The sequence below is a fragment of the Algorimicrobium bowmanii genome (genome assembly GCF_054031195.1).
This window is the reverse complement of the sequence record NZ_CM132929.1, coordinates 2,899,248-2,922,785: the sequence shown is the minus strand read 5'-3', so window position 1 is coordinate 2,922,785 and position 23,538 is coordinate 2,899,248. Positions and strand designations below refer to the sequence as shown.

General features: G+C 33.8%; 23 protein-coding genes. 12 read left to right on the top strand and 11 right to left on the bottom strand.

What is annotated here, in order from left to right; all coding sequences use genetic code 11:
* The first annotated feature begins 103 nt into the window (after positions 1-103).
* From ACW5R3_RS13155 to tsaB, 6 genes are read left to right on the top strand one after another with little or no spacing between them, the layout of a single operon-like run.
* Positions 104-805 carry an ABC transporter ATP-binding protein gene (locus ACW5R3_RS13155; RefSeq protein WP_456577476.1) on the top strand — a complete coding sequence of 234 codons (702 nt, stop codon included), beginning with the start codon at positions 104-106 and terminating at the stop codon, positions 803-805.
* Positions 798-2,027, top strand: coding sequence for an ABC transporter permease (locus tag ACW5R3_RS13150; protein ID WP_456577475.1), 1,230 nt, complete (start codon positions 798-800; stop codon positions 2,025-2,027). The genes ACW5R3_RS13155 and ACW5R3_RS13150 overlap by 8 nt, the downstream gene beginning before the upstream one ends.
* 1 nt (position 2,028) lies before the next feature.
* Positions 2,029-3,273 (top strand): ABC transporter permease, encoded by a 1,245-nt coding sequence (locus ACW5R3_RS13145; protein WP_456577474.1) that lies wholly within the window; start codon positions 2,029-2,031, stop codon positions 3,271-3,273.
* Positions 3,274-3,324: 51 nt separating this feature from the next.
* Positions 3,325-4,437, top strand: a complete 1,113-nt coding sequence (locus tag ACW5R3_RS13140; protein ID WP_456577473.1) for an efflux RND transporter periplasmic adaptor subunit — start codon at positions 3,325-3,327, stop codon at positions 4,435-4,437.
* The gene (locus ACW5R3_RS13135) at positions 4,424-5,809 is read left to right on the top strand and encodes a TolC family protein (protein ID WP_456577472.1); all 1,386 of its coding nucleotides are present in this window, start codon (positions 4,424-4,426) and stop codon (positions 5,807-5,809) included. The genes ACW5R3_RS13140 and ACW5R3_RS13135 overlap by 14 nt, the downstream gene beginning before the upstream one ends.
* Before the next feature lie 4 nt (positions 5,810-5,813).
* A complete protein-coding gene (gene tsaB / locus ACW5R3_RS13130) occupies positions 5,814-6,491 on the top strand; it encodes a tRNA (adenosine(37)-N6)-threonylcarbamoyltransferase complex dimerization subunit type 1 TsaB (RefSeq protein WP_456577471.1) in 678 nt (225 codons plus the stop codon).
* 1 nt (position 6,492) lies between these two features.
* Here the strand turns inward: tsaB and ACW5R3_RS13125 are convergent, their stop codons facing one another.
* From ACW5R3_RS13125 to ACW5R3_RS13115, 3 genes are read right to left on the bottom strand one after another with little or no spacing between them, the layout of a single operon-like run.
* Positions 6,493-7,311 carry a mechanosensitive ion channel family protein gene (locus ACW5R3_RS13125; protein ID WP_456577470.1) on the bottom strand — a complete coding sequence of 273 codons (819 nt, stop codon included), beginning with the start codon at positions 7,309-7,311 and terminating at the stop codon, positions 6,493-6,495.
* Positions 7,312-7,364: 53 nt separating this feature from the next.
* A complete protein-coding gene (locus tag ACW5R3_RS13120) occupies positions 7,365-7,733 on the bottom strand; it encodes a DUF1304 domain-containing protein (protein ID WP_456577469.1) in 369 nt (122 codons plus the stop codon).
* 40 nt (positions 7,734-7,773) lie between these two features.
* Positions 7,774-8,676: a NifU family protein gene (locus tag ACW5R3_RS13115; RefSeq protein WP_456577468.1), complete on the bottom strand. Its 903-nt coding sequence runs from the start codon at positions 8,674-8,676 to the stop codon at positions 7,774-7,776.
* 252 nt (positions 8,677-8,928) lie between these two features.
* On the opposite strand from ACW5R3_RS13115, the gene ACW5R3_RS13110 reads away from it, so the two are divergent.
* From ACW5R3_RS13110 to ACW5R3_RS13095, 4 genes are all read left to right on the top strand, one after another.
* Positions 8,929-9,930, top strand: a complete 1,002-nt coding sequence (locus ACW5R3_RS13110) for a PorP/SprF family type IX secretion system membrane protein (protein WP_456577467.1) — start codon at positions 8,929-8,931, stop codon at positions 9,928-9,930.
* A 209-nt stretch (positions 9,931-10,139) separates the two neighbouring features.
* Positions 10,140-12,323: a tetratricopeptide repeat protein gene (locus ACW5R3_RS13105; protein WP_456577466.1), complete on the top strand. Its 2,184-nt coding sequence runs from the start codon at positions 10,140-10,142 to the stop codon at positions 12,321-12,323.
* 4 nt (positions 12,324-12,327) lie between these two features.
* Entirely contained in the window at positions 12,328-13,062 is a 735-nt protein-coding gene (locus ACW5R3_RS13100; protein ID WP_456577465.1) for a LytR/AlgR family response regulator transcription factor, read from the top strand.
* Positions 13,063-13,126: 64 nt separating this feature from the next.
* Positions 13,127-13,642 (top strand): gamma carbonic anhydrase family protein, encoded by a 516-nt coding sequence (locus ACW5R3_RS13095; RefSeq protein ID WP_456577464.1) that lies wholly within the window; start codon positions 13,127-13,129, stop codon positions 13,640-13,642.
* Between the two features lie 3 nt (positions 13,643-13,645).
* On the opposite strand, the gene murI is transcribed toward ACW5R3_RS13095, so the two are convergent.
* From murI to ACW5R3_RS13055, 8 genes are all read right to left on the bottom strand, one after another.
* Positions 13,646-14,431 carry a glutamate racemase gene (gene murI, locus ACW5R3_RS13090; RefSeq protein ID WP_456577463.1) on the bottom strand — a complete coding sequence of 262 codons (786 nt, stop codon included), beginning with the start codon at positions 14,429-14,431 and terminating at the stop codon, positions 13,646-13,648.
* Positions 14,432-14,492: 61 nt separating this feature from the next.
* Positions 14,493-15,002, bottom strand: a complete 510-nt coding sequence (locus tag ACW5R3_RS13085; protein ID WP_456577462.1) for an OmpH family outer membrane protein — start codon at positions 15,000-15,002, stop codon at positions 14,493-14,495.
* Between the two features lie 55 nt (positions 15,003-15,057).
* Positions 15,058-16,065 carry an OmpH family outer membrane protein gene (locus ACW5R3_RS13080; RefSeq protein WP_456577461.1) on the bottom strand — a complete coding sequence of 336 codons (1,008 nt, stop codon included), beginning with the start codon at positions 16,063-16,065 and terminating at the stop codon, positions 15,058-15,060.
* A 169-nt stretch (positions 16,066-16,234) separates the two neighbouring features.
* Positions 16,235-18,913, bottom strand: a complete 2,679-nt coding sequence (locus ACW5R3_RS13075; protein WP_456577460.1) for a BamA/OMP85 family outer membrane protein — start codon at positions 18,911-18,913, stop codon at positions 16,235-16,237.
* On the bottom strand, positions 18,846-19,586 hold the full coding sequence (locus ACW5R3_RS13070; RefSeq protein WP_456577459.1) for an isoprenyl transferase: 741 nt from the start codon (positions 19,584-19,586) through the stop codon (positions 18,846-18,848). Before ACW5R3_RS13070 ends, ACW5R3_RS13075 begins: the two co-directional genes overlap by 68 nt.
* 6 nt (positions 19,587-19,592) lie before the next feature.
* Entirely contained in the window at positions 19,593-20,282 is a 690-nt protein-coding gene (gene porG / locus ACW5R3_RS13065; RefSeq protein WP_456577458.1) for a type IX secretion system protein PorG, read from the bottom strand.
* Between the two features lie 100 nt (positions 20,283-20,382).
* Positions 20,383-21,264: an NAD kinase gene (locus ACW5R3_RS13060; RefSeq protein ID WP_456577457.1), complete on the bottom strand. Its 882-nt coding sequence runs from the start codon at positions 21,262-21,264 to the stop codon at positions 20,383-20,385.
* A 4-nt stretch (positions 21,265-21,268) separates the two neighbouring features.
* Positions 21,269-21,928, bottom strand: coding sequence for a CBS domain-containing protein (locus tag ACW5R3_RS13055; protein ID WP_456577456.1), 660 nt, complete (start codon positions 21,926-21,928; stop codon positions 21,269-21,271).
* Positions 21,929-22,017: 89 nt separating this feature from the next.
* Here ACW5R3_RS13055 and ACW5R3_RS13050 point away from each other — a divergent pair, with 89 nt between their 5' ends.
* Positions 22,018-22,731: a pyridoxine 5'-phosphate synthase gene (locus tag ACW5R3_RS13050; RefSeq protein ID WP_456577455.1), complete on the top strand. Its 714-nt coding sequence runs from the start codon at positions 22,018-22,020 to the stop codon at positions 22,729-22,731.
* Between the two features lie 21 nt (positions 22,732-22,752).
* Positions 22,753-23,532, top strand: coding sequence for an alpha/beta fold hydrolase (locus ACW5R3_RS13045; protein ID WP_456577454.1), 780 nt, complete (start codon positions 22,753-22,755; stop codon positions 23,530-23,532).
* Positions 23,533-23,538 lie beyond the last annotated feature (6 nt).

Below are 23,538 nucleotides of genomic sequence, written 5' to 3'. Positions count from 1 at the left end.
CTCCAAAAACTTCGGAATAAAATATATTTACATTTGTTGTAACAATTTTATTTAATATGAGTCTTACTTGTAGAATGAAATTATAACCAACCCAAAGTAGATTATGTTATCCATTAGCAAACTTCACAAATCCTATCCAATAGGTGATTCGAGTTTACACGTTTTAAAAGGTATTGATCTTTCCGTTGAAGAAGGAGAAATGGTGGCAATTATGGGCTCTTCTGGTTCTGGAAAATCTACACTCCTAAATATTATAGGAATGTTGGATGAGGCGGATGAAGGAGAATATATCTTAGATGGTGTGCCAATTAAAGATCTTACAGAAAAGAAAGCAGCTATTTATAGAAATAAATTTCTTGGGTTTATTTTTCAATCTTTCAATCTTATAAATTATAAAAATGCCATTGAAAATGTGGCGTTACCATTATATTATCAGGGAATGAAACGTGCCGAACGTTTAGAACTGGGTATGTTTCACTTAGAGAAAGTAGGTTTAGCTAATTGGGCTAACCACTTACCGAATGAATTGTCTGGTGGTCAAAAACAGCGTGTAGCTATAGCTCGTGCCTTAGCCGCAAACCCGAAGTTATTGCTTGCCGATGAACCTACAGGAGCACTAGATACTAAAACTTCTCATGAAATTATGGCTTTTATTCAGCAGTTAAATGATGAAGGTAAAACCATTTTAATGGTAACTCACGAAGAGGATATTGCTAATATGTGCAAACGTATTGTGAGACTTAAAGATGGGATTATAATTGAAGATGTTGTTGTTGAACAAGATAGAGCCGAGAATTATGTTTGATATAGATCTTTGGCGCGAAATATTTCAAAGTATAAATAAAAACCGAACGCGAAGTTTGCTTTCGGGGTTTACTGTAGCTTTTGCTATTTTGTTGTTTGCTATTCTATTCGGTCTTGCTAATGGTTTACAAAACACTTTTGCCGATGCGTTTAATGATGATGCGAATAACTCTATAATGATTTATTCTGGCATGACTACCAAAGCCAATAAAGGACTTCAAGCAGGTAGACGAATTCAGTTTAAAAACGAAGATTATGAGTATGTAAAAACAGACTTTGATGATAAAGTACAGTTTATTACATCTCGTATTTACCGAAATGTTATCGCTACTTTTAGAAATGAAAAAAGTAGTTACTCGGTTAGAGCGGTTCATCCCGATCATCAATATCTTGAAAAAACAATAATCGATCAAGGTCGTTATATTAACGAAATGGATATTTCTAATCACACCAAAGTTGTAGTGATTGGTAGACTGGTAGAAGAAGATTTGTTTCTGAAAACAACAGCTTTAGGTAAGTATGTTAATTTGGACGGTATACCTTATAAAGTTGTTGGTGTTTTCTCTGATGATGGTGGTGATAATGAAGAACGTTTAATTTATATGCCAGTTTCTACGGCACAACGTCTTTATGGAAATAATGACTATATAGATCAGATAAACCTGACGTATAATCCGAAATTAGATTACGATCAAGCCATTGCTTTCGGAAGAACCTTAACTAGCAAAATGAAGGATAGATTTGATGTGGCAGAAACGGATCAACGTGCTATTCGTATTCAAAATATGGCAGAAGGAACAAAAGCAGTTGGACAAATGACAGGGGCTTTAGGAGTTATTATTTTGGTTATTGGTTTCGGTACTTTAATTGCTGGTGTGGTAGGTATCAGTAATATCATGATATTCATTGTAAAAGAACGAACAAAAGAAATTGGTATACGTAAAGCTTTAGGAGCCACGCCGCGCTCTATTGTGTCAATTATTTTAATTGAATCGATTTTAATAACAGCTATTGCTGGTTACGTAGGATTATTATTAGGTATGGGTACATTAGAATTAGCTGCCCCCGTATTAGAATCGTATTTTATAAAAGACCCAAGTGTACAACCTTCATTAATTATTGCTGCAACGGTTACACTTATTCTAGCAGGCGCTATAGCGGGATATTTACCAGCTAAGAAAGCTTCTCAAATTAAACCTATTGTAGCACTAAGAGACGATTAATATGCTTAAATTTTTAACAGATAGAGATACTTGGCAAGAGGTTTTTGATAGTTTAAGCAAAAACAAATTACGTTCCATATTAACTATGGTAGGTGTCTGGTGGGGTATTTTATTACTTATTGGATTACTAGGGTCAGCAAAAGGAATAGAAAACGCTTTTAATCGTTTGTTTGGTGATTTTGCAACCAACAGTGTATTTGTTTGGGCTCAAAGTACCAGTCAGCCTTTTCGTGGCTTTCAGGAAGGAAGACAAGTTCAGCTAACCGTTACGGATGCTAAAAAAGTAGAAGAAAATGTAGAGGGCATCGAGTTTGTAGTCCCTAGAAGTCAAAGTCAAGCTTTGGTTGTAAGGAATTTTCTGTCAGGAACTTTTAGTGTCAATGGAGATTATCCGTTACTAGATAAGGTTCAAAAGAAAAAACTTATACATGGACGTTTTATCAACCAGAATGATATTGATGGAAAACGTAAAGTAGCCGTTATTTCGGAGAGTGTCTATAAGCAACTTTTTGATAAAGACGAACCTGGAATGGGGGAGTTGATTCAAATTAACAGCATGAATTTTAAAATTATTGGAATTTTTGAAGATGGGAATATGAACATGGGGCCTTCCTCGGATATGCACATTCCATTTACAACCTTTCAACAAATTTATAATCGTGGTGAAAATATTAGTTGGATGATGATTACTGGGAAACCAGAGTTTGATATTCAACAAATAGAATATGATGCCAAGCTTATTTTGAAAAACCTTAATAATGTACATCCTGAAGATGAACGCGCTTTTGGAAGTTTTAATTTAGGTAAGGAGTTTGCAAAAATGACCGGTTTCCTAGTTGGTATGCAATTTTTAACTTGGTTTGTTGGTATAGCAACACTTATAGCTGGTGTATTTGCTATTGGTAATATTTTATTAATTACCGTAAAAGAACGAACTAAAGAGATTGGAGTACGTCGTGCATTAGGAGCCACACCTTATGAAATTAAGCGTCAGATTCTTGTTGAAGCCATATTTATTACACTATTAGCAGGGTTTTTCGGGATTATTAGTGGTGGTTGGATTTTAATAGGACTCGATGCAGCATTTGGGCAGGGGCCAGAAGCAACTCTTGTTAATGCATCCGTTTCTATCTCAGTTGTATTTATAGCCCTTATTATACTTGTTGTTTTAGGAACATTAATAGGACTTATACCAGCTTTCAAAGCAACGAGTATTAAACCAATTGAAGCTTTAAGAGAAGAATAAAAGAATATAAAACAGACCATTGACCAATTAAAAAATAATAAACACAATCAAATGAATAAAGCAGTAAAAATAATCATTGGCATCATAGTATTAGTACTATTTGTTTTGGTAATTAAATACTTTAAAGACTCAAATTCGAAAACAATTGAAGAGTTTAAGACAGAAAAACCATTTTTTACATCTATTAAAACAAAGGTTGTTGCTACAGGTAAACTAAACCCTGAAGAAGAAATTGAACTAAAACCTCAAATAGCCGGAATTATTGATAAAATTCTTGTTGAAGAAGGTGATCTTGTTCAAAAAGGCGATTTAATTGCTAAAATACGTGTCGTGCCAAACGAACAGAATTTAGCAAGTGCTAATAGTCGAACACGAACAGCTACATTAGCATTAGATAATGCTGAAATATTGTATAATAGAAATAAAGAGCTTTTTGAAAAAGGAGTTATTTCAAAACAAGATTTTGAAAACAGCGAACTGTCTTACAACCAAGCTAAAGAAAGTTTAAGTCAGGCACAGAACGATTTTCAAATTATTCGTCAAGGGTCACTTTCTGGTGGCGGTTCAGCAAATACTAATATTATAGCACAAATTTCAGGAACAGTATTAGAAATTCCGGTACGTGAGGGAGATCAAGTAATTGAATCTAATAGCTTTAATGCAGGAACAACTATTGCTACCATTGCAGATATGAGTAAGATGATTTTTGAAGGAAAAGTTGATGAATCTGAAGTAGGAAAACTAGAAGAAGGAAAAGATATTATTGTTGTTTTAGGGGCTATTAACGAAAAGGAATTTCCATCTAAATTAACGTTTGTAGCGCCAAAAGGTATTGAAGAAAATGGTGCTGTACAATTTACTATAAAAGCTGATGTTCATATTGAAAAATCTACTAAAATTAGAGCTGGATACAGTGCAAATGCTGAAATAGAAATGGAGAGTAAAGACAGTGTAATGGTAGTAAAAGAAGCTTTGTTACAGTTTAACCGTTTTACTGAAAAGCCATTTGTTGAAATTCAGAAAGAAGATGGAACTTTTGAAGAGCAATATGTAGAGTTAGGTATATCGGACGGTATTAATGTTGAAGTAACCGATGGTATTGCGGAAACAGATAAAATTAAAGTTTGGAATAAAGCAAAAGAAGATAACAATGATGAAGATTAATAAGATACTTGCCTTAGCATTATTTGGTCTTGGATTTTCTACAACTCTAATGGCTCAGAATAAAATATGGACCTTAGAAGAATGTGTAGACTATGCTATGCAGAATAACATATCTATAAAACAAACTGCATTAGATACAGATATAGCTGATGAAAATTTAGTTGACGCTAAAGGTAATTTTTTACCTAGTTTAAGTGGTTCGGCTTCACAAAACTGGAACTTTGGTTCTTTTATTGGACAAGATGGTGATCGTGTATCGGCCGATTCTAGAGGAAATAGCTTCGGTTTAAGTACGGGTATAACCTTGTTTAATGGTTTTAGAAATACAAGCATTTATAAACAGGCCAAATTAGGTATTGAATCTAGCGAGTTACAATTAGCTATTTTAAAAGATAATATCTCGCTAAATGTGGTTAATCAGTACTTAAATGTTTTACTGAATAAAGAGAATTTAAAAGTTGCACAAGAGCAAATACTTATTTCAGAAAAGCAAGTAACTCAAATAAATGAGTTGGTAAATTCTGGTGTACGCCCGCGAGCAGATTTATATGAGGTTCAAGCACAATTAGCAAGCGATCAAGAAAACTTAATAAATACACAGAACAGTGTAGATTTGGCTTTACTTGGTTTAGCACAATTACTACAAATTTCAAAAGATGGTTTTGATATTGCAGCAATGGATTTAACATTACCTGCTGTGTTATTACAAAAGAAAACGACTAATGAGATTTTCGATTATGCTTTACAGAATAGACCAGAAATTAAACAAGCCGAGCTGAACATTGAAAATGCCGAACTGGATGTTGAAATAGCTAAGAGTGCTTTTTATCCGTCATTAAGTTTTGGAGCAGGTTTAGGTACATCTTATCAACATTTTCAAGGTCAAGATGACGTACGTGTCGTGTTTCCTGACTCCTCTAATCCACTTGCCTACGAAATTGTGCCAAATGGATTCGGTCAGCAATTAGAAGATAATTTAGGCTATAATTTAGGGTTTAGTTTAAATATTCCTATTTTTAATGGTTTCAAAACTAAGGCCAATGTTAATAGAGCAAAAATTTCAAGTCAAAAAATAGCCTATTCATTAGAGCAAAGTAAACAAGACCTAAGAACTAATATTGAGCAAGCTTATGCAGATGCAAAAGCTGCCTATAAACAATTTCAAGCTTCAGAAACATCTTTGAGTGCTCAAGAAGAGGCGTTTAATAATGCCCAAGACAGTTATGATTTAGGTGTTATGAATTCTTTTGAGTTTGAACAAGTACGAAACCGTTTTGTAAATGCTCAGGCCAATTTAATTAATGCAAAATATAATTTTGTATTTAAAACTAAAGTATTAGATTTCTACCTAGGAATCCCTTTAACAGAATAATAGCGTGGCAATAATATTAAGTATAGAAACAGCAACAACAAATTGTTCAGTCTCTCTTTCAAAAGAAGGAGAGACTTTTGCTTTAAAAGAAGATTATAACAATGGATTTTCTCATGCGGAATGTTTGCATGTATTTATTGATGATATTTTAAAAGAAAATAATATTGATAAATCTCAAATAGAAGCCGTAGCCATCAGTAAAGGACCTGGTTCTTATACAGGTTTACGAATTGGTGTTTCGGCAGCAAAAGGGCTTTGTTATGCCTTAAATGTTCCTTTGATAAGTGTGTCTACCTTAGAGGCCTTAGCGCATCAAGTTAAAACTGATGAAGGTGTTATTATTCCTATGTTAGATGCCAGGCGTATGGAGGTGTATTCGGAAGTATTTTCACCTTGTTTTAGTTCCATTCGGGACATAAAAGCAGAAGTCTTAGATGAAACTTCATATGCTGAATACTTAACAAAGGGGGCCGTGTTTTTTGTTGGGAATGGTGTAGAGAAAACAAAGAATCTGTTAACACACCCAAATGCTAAATATATTGAAAACAGATTGCCATCGGCTAATGAAATGGGAGCTTTGGCTTTTAATAAGTACAAAAAAAGCGACATCGAGGATGTCGCTTATTTTGAGCCTTATTACTTAAAAGATTTTGTAGCAATTAAGCCTAAACCTAAAAAATAAATTAAGCTTCTTTATGTATTTCAACGCTGTGTGGATAAGGAATATCAATACCGGCAGCATCTAGAGCTTCTTTTGTTTGTTCAATAACGTCAAAGTTTACAGTCCAATAGTCTTCTTTCTTAACCCATACACGTGTAAAGAAATTAATAGAACTATCTGCTAATTCAGAAACGTTAACAGCTGGTTCAGGATCTTTTAATACTAAAGGGTGTGCATTTACAACACCAAAAATAACTTCTTTAGTTTTCTTAATATCCGATTCGTATCCAACACCAAACGTAAAATCTACACGACGTGTATCTTCTGTACTGTAGTTAGTGATGTTTCCATTAGAAAGAGCACCATTTGGTATGATAATCTCTTTGTTGTCAGGAGTAGTTAATTTTGTAGTAAAAATTTCAATTTCTTTTACAGTACCTGTTTCGCCTTGAGCTTCAATAAAATCACCAATTTTTATAGGCTTAAATATCATAATTAAAACACCACCAGCAAAGTTACCTAATGATCCTTGTAGAGCCATACCAATTGCTAAACCAGCAGCAGCAATTACAGCAGCAAATGACGTAGTAGGTACACCTAACGTTCCTAAAAGAGTAATAACTAATAATACTTTCAAAAGAGCAGCAACTAAGTTTAAAAGAAATTTCTTTAAACTTTCGTCATAATGACCTTTGTCCATTAATTTTCTTGAGGTCTTAACGATCTTTTTTATAACCCATGATCCGACAAGCCATATAACAATAGCTGCTATAATCTTTAAGCCATAAGTTGTCGCAAACTCAATAGCTTGTTCTGTCCAATATTCTAAATTTTTATCCATATTTAAATTAGTGATTTTTGTTAAGGGGCAAATTTAGGAATTATATGACAGTTCTAAAAATTATAAAATTTTAAAATAATAAGGATTAAGCATATAATACTTGGTACGGATTGGATATAAAATAATTTAATTTGCTTCATTGAATATCCTGCATAAATACCAGCTGTAATAATGCAAACTAGGAAAAACCCAAGTGTATTATAATCTGTGTTTAGTAAGGCGTATATAAGGCCTGCAGATAAAAAACCATTGTATAGTCCTTGATTAGCGGCTAAAACCTTGGTTTGTTCAGCAAAGTCTTTAGATTTTATACCAAAAGCTTTCATGCCTTTAGGGCTTGTCCATTGAAACATTTCTAAATACAGAAAATACAGGTGTTCTATGGCAATAAATCCAACAAGAAATGCAATTATACTAGTCATGCAATTATACTATTTTTAGGTTCAATGGTTTATTCTAAACTTATCCGTTTAAAGCTTCTACGGTTTCTACTCGTCCTTTAAGCATTTCTTTAAGCATCGTTTCTATACCATTTTTCAATGTTATGGTTGAAGAAGGACAACCACTACAAGCTCCTTGTAGTATTACTTTTACTGTTTTAGTTTCTGAATCGTAAGAATCAAACTGAATATTACCACCATCTTTAGCTACTGCCGGTTTAACATATTCTTCTAAGATATCAATAATTTCTTTAGAAACAGCATCGCGGGATTCGTATGCAACTATAGGTCTTTCGGCGGTTTCATTCAGCGTTTGTTGTGCATTGGCGGCAACAATTTCTTTACCATTTCCTATAAAGTTCCTAATAAATTCTCTTACTTCCATTGTTATGGCGTCCCATTCTGCCATATCGTATTTGGTAATTGATATGTAATTGTTTTCCATGAAAACACTTTTCACAAAAGGAAAATGGAAAAGCTCGGTTGCTAATTGTGAAATTTTGGCCTCATCTATACTTGTAAATTCATAAGTGTCTGAAACCAATTTTTTATTGGCTATAAACTTCATTACAGTAGGATTGGGGGTGCTTTCGGCATAAACAGTTACAGGAACCTTTTTTTCATGAGTGGTTTCAGCAATTACAACCGCTCCAGAATTTAAATAATCTTTAATTTGCTCTGTTACCTCGTCTAAAACGTCAGACCATTCTACAATGTTAAAACGTTCAATAGCAATAAAATTACTTGATATATACACCTTCTTTACAAAAGGTAGATAAAATAATTGTTGTGCAAGTGGCGCATTTTTAGCGTCATCAATATTATTAAATTCAAAACTTTGATGGTTGGTTATGAACTGGTTAAGTTCAAATTTTATAATACTAGGATTGGAGGTTTCTTGGGCAGATACCGTATATGGCGTCATGATAAATATATTTTTTTCAAAAATACTAAAAGAAAACTACAGATATCCATATATTTGGTTTTTAATGCTTGCTTAAAAAGGTGATAATACTTATTAATTTCGTGAAATATGATAATGTTTAACTTTTGTAATTGAGTGATAAAAAGTAATTTTTATATATTTGGTCGCTGATTTATAATTTTCTTATAAAAAGCGAGTTTATATAAGGATACTGATTATGTAGTTTTACCAATCTACCTTGAAAAAAATAATATGAGAATGAAAAGGTTTATTTTAATAGCAGTTGTTGCCTTTTTTACACAATTTGTAAAAGCCCAAGAGGGACTCCCTGTCTATACCGATTATCTTACCGATAATTATTACTTAATTCACCCATCTATGGCTGGTGTTGCTAATTGTGCAAAAATACGTATGACTGGTAGACAACAATGGTTTGGACATGAAAATGCTCCCAAATTATTAACCGTAAGTGCTAATGGTAGAATTGGAGACTCCAACTCTGGAATAGGTGCTATATTCTATACAGACCAAAATGGTTATCACTCTCAGAGTGGTGCGTATTTAACGTATGCCTACCAATTAATGTTCTCTAGGAATGAAGTAGATTTAAACATGCTTTCTTTTGGTTTAAGTGTTGGTGCTATCCAATACAAGTTAGATGAAACAGCTTTCGTTAACGAATTGCCAGACCGTATAATCTCAGGTATTGAGCAAAGTTCTACAAACTTTAATATTGATTTTGGTTTTTCTTATTTCTTATACAACTTTTACGCACACGCTACTGTAAAGAATGTGCTTAATAATGAAGGTATTAATAACGACATTGAAGTAACAAGTAACTTAAGACGTTATTTATTATCTACAGGTATTGTGTTAGGTAAATTTGGAAGCGAATGGAGTTATGAACCTTCTATTATGTTCCAATATAAAGATGCCACTAAAGAATCATCTATTGATATAAATGCTAAAGTTTATAAAGAAATGGATTTTGGTAAACTATGGGGTGGGTTATCTTACCGTCGTAGCTTTGATGGGGCTGAGTATATTGAAAACGGAAGTGTTAGTACTCAGAAACTACAATACATTTCACCTTTAGTAGGTGTGAACTTTAAAGATTTTATGGTTGCTTACACGTATTCATACCAATCTAACTCAGTTGTTTTTAATAACGGAGGTTTTCACCAAATTACTTTAGGTTATAACTTTGGTTGTAGAAAAGAACGTTACCACTGTAATTGTCCTGCTGTTAACTAACAGAACAATATTATATATTTTACAAAAAAACTCGGAATGGTATTCCGAGTTTTTTTGTATCCTAAATTTAATTTTTAAAAAATTTAAAATGTGGGAATACCCGTTTCAGATTAGTTACAGACCTGTTTCCTTTCGTAAAACAGGCTCCTACCATTGGTTTTAGTTCTAGTTGTAGAGCATGCCATTTTATTTAATAAACTAAAGTGCGTATGTTTATAGAACAAATAAAAACCATGAAACCACTAGCAGCAATTCCTTTATTGATATACTTGTTTATTTTGCCTGTTTTAGGTTATTCTCAAGTCTATACGAGTAACAACCAGCAGGAGTTGTTTACAGTTCGTGGTTCCGTTTACGATGCAGAATTTAATCAGCCTATTTCACAAGTTAATATTGAGATTTATGGAGGAGCCTATACCACATCCAATAAAGCAGGCGAATTTAGAATTCAAGCAAAAATAGGCGATGAGTTAGTTTTTAAACATAAAGACTTTGAAACGGTTTATTATACCGTAAAAAACGAGCAACGGATTCGTATAATTGTTGAAGCCAACAAAGAAGGTGTTCGTCGTAATAGTAAGCCACCTAAAATATCATTTAATGCTGCTTTAGACTCCTCAAAGTTATATTTAAATACAGATATAGAAAAGAGTCTGAAATTTATTACAATGGCTCTATCAAGAAGTGAATCTGTTCCTGAGAAAGCTGAGGTGTACGAAACCTTGGGTGATATTTATATGTACTGGAAACAGTATGATTTAGCTATTACTAATTTTAATAGGAGTTTGGAGCAGGTAACTACGATAGCTATGCAATTAAAATTAGCCAAAGCGTATTGGTTTAATAAAAATTTTCAAGAAAGTCTATCGGTTTACAACGCTCTGTCTAATGCAGAATTACAAGTAGATCAGCAAATTCAGCAACAAGAAGGTTTGGGAGATACTTATTTTAGTGTTCAAAAACCAAATCAGGCGCTTGAAGCATATAGTAAGGCATTATCTTTGGCTACCTCAATTACAAATACATCTAAAATTATTGACTTAAATTCTAAGTTGGGTAAGGTTTATAGTGATTTGGGACAATCTACGTTAGCTGAAAAGCATTTTAAAACAGCTTTAGATCTTTCTTCAAAAGAAACCAACTCAAGGGCTATTCAGGAAAAGGTTACCGTTGCCGATTATAAAAGTAAAAACCGAAAGTTTTCGGATGAAATTATACTCCGTAAACAAGCCATTGAGGATATTCAGAACTTGAAACCAAATACTTCAATTGATGAAGAAAGTGCTTTAACGCTTCAGAAGCAAAATTATAAAATAGGTAATGCTTACTATCTTAAAAAGGACTATGAAAGCGCCAAAAGTTACCTGGAAAAGAGTATTGACGAAGCCCAAGCACAAAATGACTTGGTGGTTGCTAAAGATGCTAAACGGAAATTATCGGAAGTTTATAGTAGTTCAGGTGATTATGATAAAGCCCTAGAAACCTATAAAGAGTATACCGATTTGGTAGAAGCTTTATATATAAATAAAGAGCAGGAAATTATTCAAGCAGCCCGTTTTAGCAAGGAAATTGCCGAGAAGCAAAATAGAATAACTAGTTTGGAGTCTGACAGGCAGCTTTCGGAAAGTAATTACCAATTAACTACCGAACGGAATAAACGTCAACAACTTATTATATACTCTTTAATAGGGGGCGTATTCCTGCTATTGGTTATAGCCTATTTTATGTTTAAGTACATTAAGCAACAGCGTTTAGCCAATAATTTATTGGCTTTAAAATCGCTGCGTAGTCAGATGAATCCGCACTTTATATTTAATGCTTTAAACTCGGTAAATAGTTTTATAGCTTCAAATGATGAACGATCCGCAAATAGGTATTTAACAGATTTCTCAAAACTTATGCGTGCTGTTTTAGAAAATAGTGAAGCCGATTTTATACCATTAGAAAAGGAAATAGCACTTTTAGAACTCTATACCAAATTAGAGCATTCGCGGTTTGAAGATAAATTTGATTACGAAATAACAGTAGCTGATGATGTGGTGGTTTCAGATTTTAACATACCGCCCATGTTGCTTCAACCTTATATTGAAAATGCCGTTTGGCACGGTTTACGTTATAAAGCAGATAAAGGGTTTCTTAAAATTTCTATTTCTAAAGTCCATAATACAGAAATTCGCATAGCTATTACCGATGATGGTATTGGTCGGAAACGCTCACAAGAAATAAAAACAGCTAATCAGAAAAAGCATAACTCCAAAGGAATGCATGTTATTAATAAACGCGTGTCTATTTTAAATACCATGTATCGTGATAAAGTAGATGTGCGTATTTCTGATTTTCAAGAAGCAGAAGATAGAGGAACACAAGTGATAGTCACTCTTAAAAAAGATTAAAACCATGAAGTTAAATGCTATAATAGTAGAAGACGAACAATCAAGTCGGAATATTTTAAAGAATTATTTAGATAAATACTGTCCAAATGTTGAGGTTTTGGGTGAAGCTGAAAATGTTGATGAGGCACTTATTTTAATACGAAATAACCCATTGGATTTGGTGTTTCTAGATGTAGAAATGCCTTATGGTAATGCATTTGATTTATTAGAGAAAGTAGGAGATATAAATTTTGAAACGATATTTGTTACAGCTTACAATCAATATGCGGTAGAAGCATTGAATGCCCATGCATCGTATTATTTAATGAAGCCGATTTCGATAGATGATTTGATAAAAGCGGTAGACTATGTAACTGAAATTAAACAAAAAGAATCAGCGCTTCAAGAAGATGTTTTAGTTCCTAAAATGAACGTTGTAACGGGAAAGATAACCATTCCTCAGCAAGATGGATTTGAAGTTGTAGATACAGCTGATATATTATATTGTAAAGCGGATGATAACTATACTGAGATTTATTTAAATAATGATAAGAAAAAGCTAGTTAGCAAAACCCTAAAATACTTTGAAGAAGCACTTTCAGATAGCCATTTTTCTAGAGTTCATAAGTCATATCTAGTAAATGTCAATGCTGTAGTAAAATATGTAAAAGGCAAGGGGGGAAGCTTGGTGTTAAGTAATGGAAAACAAATTAGTGTATCGGCATCTCGAAAAGCTAGTTTTTTAGCTTTTTTTAAATAGTACTAAATAGTTTTATCTTTGAAACTGAATAACAGAAATATTAACGATTTAAATTATAAAGCAAATGGCTATTATTAAAGCAGTAAAAGGTAAAGCACCAAAAATTCCAACCGATTGTTTTATTGCTGAAAATGCTACAATAGTTGGTGATGTTACACTAGGTGAGAATTGTAGTGTTTGGTTTAATGCTGTTATTCGTGGTGATGTTCATTTTATTAAAATGGGTAATAAAGTAAATATTCAGGATGGAGCTGTTATACATGCGACCTATCAGAAATCGCCCACCACAATTGGAAGCAATGTGTCTATTGGGCATAATGCCATAGTACACGGTTGTACTATTCACGATAATGTTTTAGTAGGTATGGGCAGTATTGTTATGGATGATTGTGTGGTAGAAAGTAACAGTATCATTGCTGCTGGGGCTGTGGTAACTAAAAATACTCATATAGAATCCGGGAGTATTTATGCAGGAGTTCCAGCTAAAAAAGTAAAAGATATCAGTGAAGAGTTAATCTCCGGGGAGATTAATAGAATTGCCGAGAATTATGTGCAATACTCTAGTTGGTTTCAAGAATAAAACCTAAAAATCCAATGTCGATATTTCTGCACCTTTAACAGTTTCTAATAAGGTGCTGATGACTTCTGTTGACCCGTTGGTGTAAAAGTGCTTAGTAGCTTTACTATTTGTTGTGTTTTGTAAGCGATGCTTATTTAGTATAGCTTCTGTTTGTTTGGCTACTGCTGCCCCCGAGTCGATTATTTTTACTTGTGAAGGTAGTAATTTTAATAATTGAGGCATTAAGTATGGGTAATGGGTGCAACCTAATACCAGATAATCAATGTTAGCCGCTATCATAGGCTCTAAGTATTTTTCTAGTAAACCGGTCATGGCTTCAGAATGTAACTTTCCTGTTTCAATTAACTGTACTATGCCTTCGCCTTCTTGTTCGATTACCTGTATATGCTGACTATATAAATCGGTTATTTTAAGGAACAATTCGCTTGAAAGTGTGCCTCGAGTTGCTAAAATTCCAATAGCCTTAGTTTTGGTATTAAGTGCAGCTGGTTTTATAGCGGGTTCAATCCCTATAAAAGGTATATCAAACCGTTCACGTAGTACTTTTATAGCGTTAGTTGTTGCGGTGTTGCAAGCTACAACTATTAGTTTGCATCCTTGCTTTATGAGATATTCTGTATTTTTAATACTTAATTGAATAATCTCTTGCTGTGTTTTAGTGCCGTAGGGCGAGTTTCTACTATCGGCTAGGTAAATGGTGCTTTCGTATGGTAAACGTTCGTGTAACTCTTTCCAAATAGAAGTGCCGCCAACTCCAGAATCAAATATGCCAATAGGTTTTTTACTCATATATCAAAAATAAAAAAGCCACTTGATATAAGTGGCTTTTTAAAGAATATTTTAATAAGGATTAGATTCCTAATTCTTTTTTAACATCGTCAATAAGGTTTTTACCATCAGCCATGATTACACCACCACCTTGAGTAGAATCAAAAACATATTGGAAACCTTGTGCTCTTGCTACTTTTAAAATAGCCGCTTTAGCTTTTTCAGTAATAGGCTTTAATAAGTCTACTTCTTTCTTTTGCATGTCTTGTTGCGCTGTAGAACGGTACTGTTGGATGTTTTGTTCCATAGTTTGAACTTCAATCAAACGCTTTTGGTTTTCTTCATCCGTTTTAGTTGTAGCTTCAGCTTCGTACTGCTTCATTTTGTTTTGGTATTCTGTTACCATCGCTTTAATATCAGCCTCGTATGTTTTACCCAATTTTTCCATTTCAGATTGTGCGGTAGACATTTCTGGCATCGCTTTAATTAAATCTTGGGTGTTAATGTGAGCAACTTTACTTTGAGCTTGTGTAAAACTAGTTGCTCCAATAAATAATGCTACGGCAAATAAAAGGGTTTTGAATTGTTTCATTTTAAAATTAGTATTAATAAGTGTTATAAATTTGAATTAATATTTAGTCATCGCCTTATTCATCAGGCGATTCTTCATTTGTACTGTTTCTAGCATTCTCGCGCTCTATTCGTGCTTGTTCTCTTTCTTCTAGTATACGTTGTTTACGCGCTTCTAGTTCTTGTTTACGTTTAGCACGATCGTTTAATTTTTCTTGACGACGTTCTTCAGCAATTTGTTCAGGTGTTTTTTCTGCTTCGTTAGATGTTTCACCTTTATCTTCAGAAACCTCTGTTTCAGATACCGTACTTTCTTCGGTATCGTCGTTTGTTTGATTCCTATTATTTAACGTTTCTTCACGAGCTAGGTTTCTAGCTTCGATAATGCTGTCACGACGTTTTTGAGCTGCTAATTTACGCGCTTCGCGTTCGTTTAATATTTCTTTTCTACGATCTTCAGCAGCTTGCTCTCTTGCATCTAATTCTTCGTTAACTTCAATAACTACATCTTCATCTTCAGCTGCACGTTTTTCAGCTCTGCTAGTTGCTTGTTTTCGCTTGGCTGTTCTAGTTAAACTTCGAATAACCTGTTCGCTAAAATCATAACGTTTGTTAGAGTAAAGCATTACCACATCGGCAGATTTATCAAAAACAAAATCGTATTTCTGTTTTTCAGCTATATCTTGAACGGCTGCAAAAATCTGATCCTGTATAGGCTGTATAAGTTGCTTTTTTTGAATCATTAAATCACCATTAGGACCAAAGCGCTTTTGTTGGTAATCTAATATTTCTTTTTCTTCAAAACTGATATCTTCTTCACGCTCTTCAATTAGCTCTTTGGTTAAAAGCGCTTTCTCGTTGCTTAAATCTTTACGTTTTTGCTCAATAGTACCTAATTGTTGTTCAATTTCGCTTTTCCATTTTTGAACTTTAGATTCTAATTGTGAAGTTGCTTGTTGGTATTCAGGAACATTTTCAAGTATATATTCAGTGTCAATATAGCCAATTCTTACACTACGTTGGGCAAAACTAGACATGCTTAACAGGAATACTGTAGCCACTAAAAAAAGAACTTTCAATTTCATCTGTTTCATATTTTATAATTTATGACTTGTAAATTCTAAAACGACAGACCTTTGTTATTATTCTATCCTTTTTTGAATTAATGTTTCCAAAATTAGGAATTTTAATTTGAAATCAATTTAATTCGAGATTTAAATAATTAAAAGGGTTAAAGAAAATATCGTGCCAAAATTAAAATTGCTGTCCAATTATAAAGTGAGTTTCCCATCCATTTGGAGAATTTTGGCCTGGTAATGAATCAAAACCGTAACCGAAATCAATACCTAATAAACCGAATGCAGGCATAAAGATACGAACACCAGCACCACTAGAACGGTATAGTTTAAATGGGTTGTAATCGTCAAAGTCTTCATAAGAAACACCACCTTCAACAAAACCTAACATGTAAATTTTAGCTGTTTGGCTCATACTAATTGGGTATCTTAATTCCATTGAGAATTTGTTGTAAATAGTACCACCATCGTTTGTTATAAAGTTTTCATCATCTACAGGTTGTAGTGATTGGTTTGGATAACCACGCAATGCAATAGCCTCACGACCATCTAAACTATAACTACCTAAACCGTCACCACCAAGGAAGAAACGCTCGAATGGTATAACACCTCTAGCTTGATTATAAGCACCTAAGAAACCAAATTCTACACCAGTTTTAACAACGAATTTCCCCATTAACTTAGTGTACCAGTCACCTTTCATTTTAATTTTGTAAAATTCTAACCACTTGTAACGTTCTTGGTCAATCGCACCAACTTGGTCTGCTGCTTGGCCTCTAATAATATCTGAATTATCAGTATCATTCTGAATAGCTAACCACTCATCACGTTCAACTAAAAGCTGATCATAATCTACACCGTTAAATAACGAGTATGGCAAGGATAGTTTTGCTGTAACACTAAAGTTAGATCCACCTGTAGGGAAAACAGGGTCGTTAAAGGTGTTGTTACGTGTTAAGCCAATTGTATAAGCCAAGTTGTTTGAGTATCCGTCTCCGAATGTAAATAAACCTGTGTTATAGTTTTTTAAGTTATAGTGTTGGAAACTGATAGCTTGTGATAATGTAAAGTAATCATCCGGTACAGTTAAACGTTTTGCTAATCCTACAGTTACACCTGTAATATTAAATCGTTTATCACGATCGGCTTCACCTGTTGTGGCATCGTATAAAAATTGTGCTGAGTGTGAAATAGAGGTCGAAAACTGTACTGGTTTTTTACCACCCATCCATGGTTCTGTAAAAGAGAAACTATAAGTTTGGTAAAATGTACTTGCTTGTAAACGTAATGCTAATTTTTGACCGTCACCTCTAGGAACTGGTTTGTAAGCGTCTGGGTTAAATATGTTTTTTAAGGAGAAGTTATTAAAGGACAATCCTAATGTTCCGATAAAACCACCACCGCCATAACCACCTTGCAGCTCTACTTGACTTGATCCTGTTTCTACAACACCGTATTCTAAGTCAATTGTTCCTTCATTAGGGTTTGGGTTGTTAAAATTAGTAGCTATTTGTTCGGCATCAAAATAACCAAGCTGACTTAATTCACGAATGGTACGCACCACGTTTGATTTACTATATAATTGACCCGGTCTTGTGTGTAATTCACGGTAGATAACACGGTCGTTAGTTACATCGTTACCAACTACAGATATACTATTGAAATAAACAGGTTTTCCTTCAGAAATTCTGATTTCCATATCAATAATATTTCCTTCCGTATTAACTTCTACAGGGTTTATAGTAGAGAATAAATACCCGTTATTTTGGTATTGATTGGTAATGTCAAAAGCGTCTGGTTGCGTTTCATCAGCAATACGTTTTTCAAGTAAAACCCCATTGTAAATATCGCCTTTGTTTATACGTAAAATACCTTTTAATTGTTGATCGGAATATACCGTGTTTCCAATGAATGTAATATCACCAAAACGGTACTGTTCGCCTTCTTCAACTTTAATATTAAGCGCGATGTTCTTTTTGTCGATGTGCGTAATTGAGTCCGATATAATACGGGCATCACGAAATCCGTTTTCTTTTAATTTATCAATAACACTTTCTAAATCTTCTTGATAATCGGCTTCTATATATTTAGAGCGTTTTAAAATTCGTAGAAAATTTTTCTGTTTGGTGTTTTTCATAGCGCTGCGTAATTTTGAATCAGGAATAACGGTGTTTCCTTCAAAATTAATTTCAGACACTTTTACTTTTTTGCCTTTATCAACACTTAATACCATATCAACAGCCGGACGTCCAGTTGAGTCTGTTACTTCAATAGTATTTATGTGAACTTTAGTATTTAAAAAACCATCTTTCTGGTACTTATTAGTTAAGTAGTTTTTGGTGGTTGTAACTAAGTTTTCTGTTACTTTAACCCCGTCTTGCAGATTGTTTTCTGTAATAAGCTCTTCTTGTTTAGATTTTTTAAGACCATTAATTTTTAAGGCTCTCAATTCAGGAAGGTCGTATAAACGAATATCTAAATAAGCAGTACCGCCTTCGGTTCTTGATAAGTAGATATTAATGTCTCTAAATAAGTTTGATTTCCAAAGTTTACGGATAGCTTCACTAATTTTATCACCTGGGATGGTAATTTCTTCACCTTTGCGTAAGCCTGAATAGGTTACAATGGTTTGAGCACTGAAATGGGTATCTCCCGATACTGTAATGCCTCCTAACGTGTATTGCTTTCCAGCAGGAGCTGCTTGCAATTCTTGTGCTTGTGCGTTTAAACTATTTACTAAAAATAAATATGTAAATAATAAGCCTATATAAGTTTTCAATGATGTGATATTAATGGAGTTGTTCACTTGTTTTCCCAAATCGTCGTTCTCGTTTTTGATATTCAATAATAGCTTCATACAAATGTTCTTTGGTAAAATCTGGCCAAAGCACTTTTGTAAAGTATAGTTCAGCGTATGCAATTTGCCATAAAAGGAAATTGCTAATGCGCTGCTCACCACTTGTTCTAATAAGCAAATCTACATCCGGTAAATTTTGCGTGTAAAGATGCTCATTTATAACTGATTCATCAATTTTTTCTACAGAAATTATATTATTTTTAACTTTAATACTAATTTCTTTAACGCTATTTAGTAATTCTTCTCGTGAGCCATAGCTTAAAGCCAAGGTTAAACACATGCGCGTGTTATCCTTTGTTTTTTCTATAACTTCTAGTAATTCTTTATGGGCTTTCTTGGGAAGTGATTCCAAGTTGCCAATAGCCGAAAGGCGTATGTTATTATCTTGTAATGTTTTAATTTCCTTTTTTAGGGAGGAGACTAAGAGTTTCATTAAAGTTTGAACTTCTAGTTTTGGACGATTCCAATTTTCGGTAGAAAAAGCGTAGAGTGTTAGGTTTTCTATGCCTAATTCTGCTGATGCTTCAACAGTTTCTCGAACAGATTTTGTGCCGTTTTCATGACCAATACTCCGAAGCAGTCCTTGTTTTTTAGCCCAACGCCCATTGCCGTCCATAATAATGGCAACATGCTTGGGGAGGTGTTTAGTTTGTATTGTTTCTTTTAAGCTCACTGGTTGTTAAAATGCGCAGAAACATGGTTTCTTACCAAACGTATACGTTAAGGTTATGCCTGTAAACATATACCAATCGTTATTGTTGGTGTTACCAAATTTTGCTGGTGAATCACTATCGTAATCGGGAACACTTCCGTCTAACTCATCCGAAAAGGTGTATCGGGCACCAATTTCGGCAGCAATGATAAAATTGCCTAATATGTTGGTCTTAAAACCTAACAGCATTGGTATGCCGTATGCTAAACTAGATGTGTTTTCTTCTTGTATTACGCCTTGTCTGTCAATAAAAAAGTTATCGTGTTTGGCAATTGAAATTCCTGAATATAAATACGGTGTAGCCTTTACTCTGCCGTCATGTAGATCCCAATCGAAAAAAGTAAATTCCAAACCGGCTGACGCTTCAATAATCTGATTGTTAAATTCAAAATCACGTTCCTGGCGTCTTGGGTCGCTAGAATCAGAATCTTTTCCTTCTAGCTCTGTATATATTAATGAAAACCTAAACGCATGTCTTGGACTACGGTTCCATTTATAAATACCGCCAATAGCAGGTTGGTTGGGCGCTATGTATTTTGTGCTACCTACATCGCCTATAAAATTACTGCCACCCAAAAACACACCTAGCTCATGGGTTTGTGCTTGGCTTAATTGGCCTGTGATAATAATTAGTAGTACGGTGGTTAAATACCTCATAAATGTTTAAAAGTTTGCAAATATAATAAACTCTGATTAGCCTATAACAATTTGATTCAAAATGTATTTGAATTAAACTGTTTTTAAATAGATTTATTGTCTAATTGCGTTTGTCTTCTCCCCAAAGTAGCTTTTTTCTTAATGTATCTAAAAAGGATTCTTCTAATAATTCTATCATTTTAATAGTAAACGGAGCTTTTTTGATAGTGATAGTCGTATCATTTGATAAAGTAGCTATTCTGGAGTCTAACGATACCAAAAAGTTGTCTTCTCTACCGTTTACTTTTAGTTTAATTTCGGTTGAATCTGTTATAACCAATGGTCTTGCGCTCAAATTATGAGGTGCAATAGGTGTTATAACGAAGCTATTGGTGTCTGGTGTAATAACCGGTCCGCCGCAGCTTAGTGAATACCCCGTAGAACCTGTAGGTGTTGAAACAATTAATCCGTCGCTCCAGTAGGAGGTTAGGTATTCATCGTTTAAACGCGTTTCTACAGTTATCATTGAGGTTGTATTCTTTCTGCTTATAGCGATTTCATTAAGCGCAAAGTTTAATGTTTCAAAATCGGGAGACTTTGGTGTAGTGTCGATTGTGAGTAAATGGCGTTCCGAAATTTTATAAGCACCTTTAAAAATAGCGTCTAAAGCAGGTATTATTAATTGATTTTGGATAGTTGCTAAAAAACCTAGTCGTCCCGTATTTACACCAATTACAGGTATGTTTAGATTGTGGACATAGGTAATGGCGCGTAATATAGTTCCGTCTCCACCAATACTTATAAGTAAATCAAAACTCGAATCTAATTCATCGGTTACCGATATGGTTTTAAATTCGGTGGGGTTCTGTTCTTGTATTTTCTTATTAAATTCTTCAATAAGGAAAACAGAGACTTCTTTTTGGTTATTTAAATAATGTAAAATAACAATGAGAGCATCCTCAGTTTTTGAATTAAAAGCTTGACCAAATAAGGCTATTTTCATTGTATTATATATTTAAGTACTTGTTTAAATAATCCGAACGGTCTTTTAAGCTTTGAATATAACTGTCCTCTTCATGACCAGAAATAATATTATAACTATAACGTCTAAAGGTTTGCATGATATCATTTAACCCTGTATTTCCAATTTTAATGGTAATTTGAACAAGGTCCATGTCTGTTTTTGAAATAAAAGCACCTAGCAGTTTTCCGTTATTCGACTCTACAATCTGGCTAATCTCGCTAAATGAATAATCGATTAACCCTTTTTCAATAACGAGTGTGCCTCCGGCTTCAGCAAAGAAAGGCGTCTCATTAAAAAGGCTAATAATGTCGCTCAATTCGTAATAGCCTAAGTAGTTGTTGTTAGCATCTAATATTGGCATGATATTGCTGCTGTTTTGAGCAAATGCCTCTAAAACATCAAGCCAGTTTGTGTTTTCTCTAACAAAGAACCCCTCGATTGCGTGAATTTGATTAGAGATAACGTCTTGCTTTTCAAAACAGTGTACGTCTGTTTCAGACATACAGCCTAGATAGAACCCTTCGCTGTCCTGGATAGGTATGTGAGAATAAGTTAACTGATTAAACAACACTTGTAAATGCCCAATATTATCGGTATTTAAAAGTGGTTTTATATCGTTAATAACAAATTCGTTTAAATTCATATGATGATTTTTGTTATTTGCAAATTAATTAAAAAATACTATAATACCGGTAGTTGAGTTTGTATTTTTGTATTTCAAATGTATAGAAGATGACAAAGTTAAGTGTAAATATAAATAAGATAGCAACCTTGCGTAATTCTCGAGGTGGCGATTTGCCAAATGTAGTGCAGTTTGCTAAAGATGTACAGCGTTTTGGAGCAGAGGGTGTTACTATACATCCCAGACCCGATGAGCGTCATATTCGGTATCAAGATGCTTACGATTTAAAATCGGAGGTATACACCGAATATAATATAGAAGGAAACCCTATAGATAAGTTTGTGAAAATGGTTTTAGAAATCAAGCCTACTCAGGTAACTCTGGTTCCCGATTCTATTCATGCAATTACAAGTAACGCAGGGTGGGACACGCTAAAACATAAAGATTTCTTGATTGATGTAATTCAGGAGTTTAAAAATAACAACATTCGTACTTCTATTTTTGTTGACCCCGACTTAAAGCAAATAGAAGGTGCTAAAGCAACCGGTACAGACAGGATTGAATTATATACTGAGGCTTTTGCTCATGAGTTTGGTTTAGGTAATAAAAAAGCAATTGTTCCTTATACCGAATGTGCTACACTTGCTAACAGTTTTGACTTAGGTATAAATGCTGGACATGATTTGTCTTTAGATAATATTCAGTTTTTTAAAGAAAACATTCCTAATTTATTAGAGGTGTCTATAGGGCATGCATTAATATCGGAGAGTTTGTATTTGGGTGCAGAAAATGTTATTCAGATGTATTTGAATAAATTAAAATAAACACGAATAAAATTCTTAGCTATGGCAGAAAGCAATAATATATTGTATTCAAATATTATAGGTGAAGGCGCGCCTTTTATTATTCTTCATGGGTTTCTAGGTATGAGTGATAACTGGAAAACCCTTGGCAGTCAGTTTGCAGAACAGGGGTATCAAGTGCATTTAGTAGATCAGCGAAATCATGGACGAAGTTTTCATGATGCCGATTTTAGTTATGAAGTACTTGTGAGCGATTTAAAAAACTATTGCCAAGCTCATGAACTGACTGATATTGTGCTTTTAGGACATTCAATGGGTGGGAAAACAGCTATGTTATTCGCAACATTATTTCCGGAGTTAGTGTCTAAATTAATGATAGCCGATATTTCACCGCGATTTTATCCTGTACATCACGATGCTATTTTAAGTGGTTTAGGGCAGTTAGATTTTACAACGCTAAAAAGTCGAGGTGAAGCAGATAAAAGTTTAGCTAATTATGTGTCTGATACTGGGACTCGACAATTTTTACTAAAAAACCTTTATTGGAAAGAAAAAGGAGTTCTTGCTTTGCGTATAAATTTAGAGGTTTTAACAGATCAAGTTAGTGAAGTAGGAGAGCCACTTCCTGTAAATGCAAAATACGAAGGTGATACCTTGTTTTTAAAAGGTGATAAATCGGAATATATTAGTAATCAAGACGAAACTATTATTCATAATCATTTTCCAAAAGCACAAATAATTACCATTTCTAATGCAGGACATTGGCTGCATGCTGAAAACCCAAAGGAATTTTATAGTGCTGTAATGGAATTTGTAAAGTAGGTGTTT

Excerpts from the sequence above, each read along its gene's own strand:
- ACW5R3_RS13155 (WP_456577476.1), top strand. The coding sequence starts at position 104 with ATGTTATCCATTAGCAAACTTCACAAATCCTATCCAATAGGTGATTCG.
- ACW5R3_RS13050 (WP_456577455.1), top strand. The coding sequence starts at position 22,018 with ATGACAAAGTTAAGTGTAAATATAAATAAGATAGCAACCTTGCGTAAT.
- ACW5R3_RS13100 (WP_456577465.1), top strand. The coding sequence starts at position 12,328 with ATGAAGTTAAATGCTATAATAGTAGAAGACGAACAATCAAGTCGGAAT.
- ACW5R3_RS13115 (WP_456577468.1), bottom strand. The coding sequence starts at position 8,676 with ATGACGCCATATACGGTATCTGCCCAAGAAACCTCCAATCCTAGTATT.
- ACW5R3_RS13055 (WP_456577456.1), bottom strand. The coding sequence starts at position 21,928 with ATGAATTTAAACGAATTTGTTATTAACGATATAAAACCACTTTTAAAT.
- ACW5R3_RS13140 (WP_456577473.1), top strand. The coding sequence starts at position 3,325 with ATGAATAAAGCAGTAAAAATAATCATTGGCATCATAGTATTAGTACTA.
- ACW5R3_RS13150 (WP_456577475.1), top strand. The coding sequence starts at position 798 with ATGTTTGATATAGATCTTTGGCGCGAAATATTTCAAAGTATAAATAAA.
- ACW5R3_RS13105 (WP_456577466.1), top strand. The coding sequence starts at position 10,140 with ATGTTTATAGAACAAATAAAAACCATGAAACCACTAGCAGCAATTCCT.
- porG (WP_456577458.1), bottom strand. The coding sequence starts at position 20,282 with ATGAGGTATTTAACCACCGTACTACTAATTATTATCACAGGCCAATTA.
- ACW5R3_RS13045 (WP_456577454.1), top strand. The coding sequence starts at position 22,753 with ATGGCAGAAAGCAATAATATATTGTATTCAAATATTATAGGTGAAGGC.
- ACW5R3_RS13075 (WP_456577460.1), bottom strand. The coding sequence starts at position 18,913 with ATGAAGCTATTATTGAATATCAAAAACGAGAACGACGATTTGGGAAAA.
- ACW5R3_RS13060 (WP_456577457.1), bottom strand. The coding sequence starts at position 21,264 with ATGAAAATAGCCTTATTTGGTCAAGCTTTTAATTCAAAAACTGAGGAT.
- ACW5R3_RS13095 (WP_456577464.1), top strand. The coding sequence starts at position 13,127 with ATGGCTATTATTAAAGCAGTAAAAGGTAAAGCACCAAAAATTCCAACC.
- ACW5R3_RS13120 (WP_456577469.1), bottom strand. The coding sequence starts at position 7,733 with ATGACTAGTATAATTGCATTTCTTGTTGGATTTATTGCCATAGAACAC.
- ACW5R3_RS13110 (WP_456577467.1), top strand. The coding sequence starts at position 8,929 with ATGAGAATGAAAAGGTTTATTTTAATAGCAGTTGTTGCCTTTTTTACA.
- ACW5R3_RS13145 (WP_456577474.1), top strand. The coding sequence starts at position 2,029 with ATGCTTAAATTTTTAACAGATAGAGATACTTGGCAAGAGGTTTTTGAT.
- murI (WP_456577463.1), bottom strand. The coding sequence starts at position 14,431 with ATGAGTAAAAAACCTATTGGCATATTTGATTCTGGAGTTGGCGGCACT.
- ACW5R3_RS13135 (WP_456577472.1), top strand. The coding sequence starts at position 4,424 with ATGATGAAGATTAATAAGATACTTGCCTTAGCATTATTTGGTCTTGGA.
- ACW5R3_RS13080 (WP_456577461.1), bottom strand. The coding sequence starts at position 16,065 with ATGAAATTGAAAGTTCTTTTTTTAGTGGCTACAGTATTCCTGTTAAGC.
- ACW5R3_RS13125 (WP_456577470.1), bottom strand. The coding sequence starts at position 7,311 with ATGGATAAAAATTTAGAATATTGGACAGAACAAGCTATTGAGTTTGCG.
- ACW5R3_RS13085 (WP_456577462.1), bottom strand. The coding sequence starts at position 15,002 with ATGAAACAATTCAAAACCCTTTTATTTGCCGTAGCATTATTTATTGGA.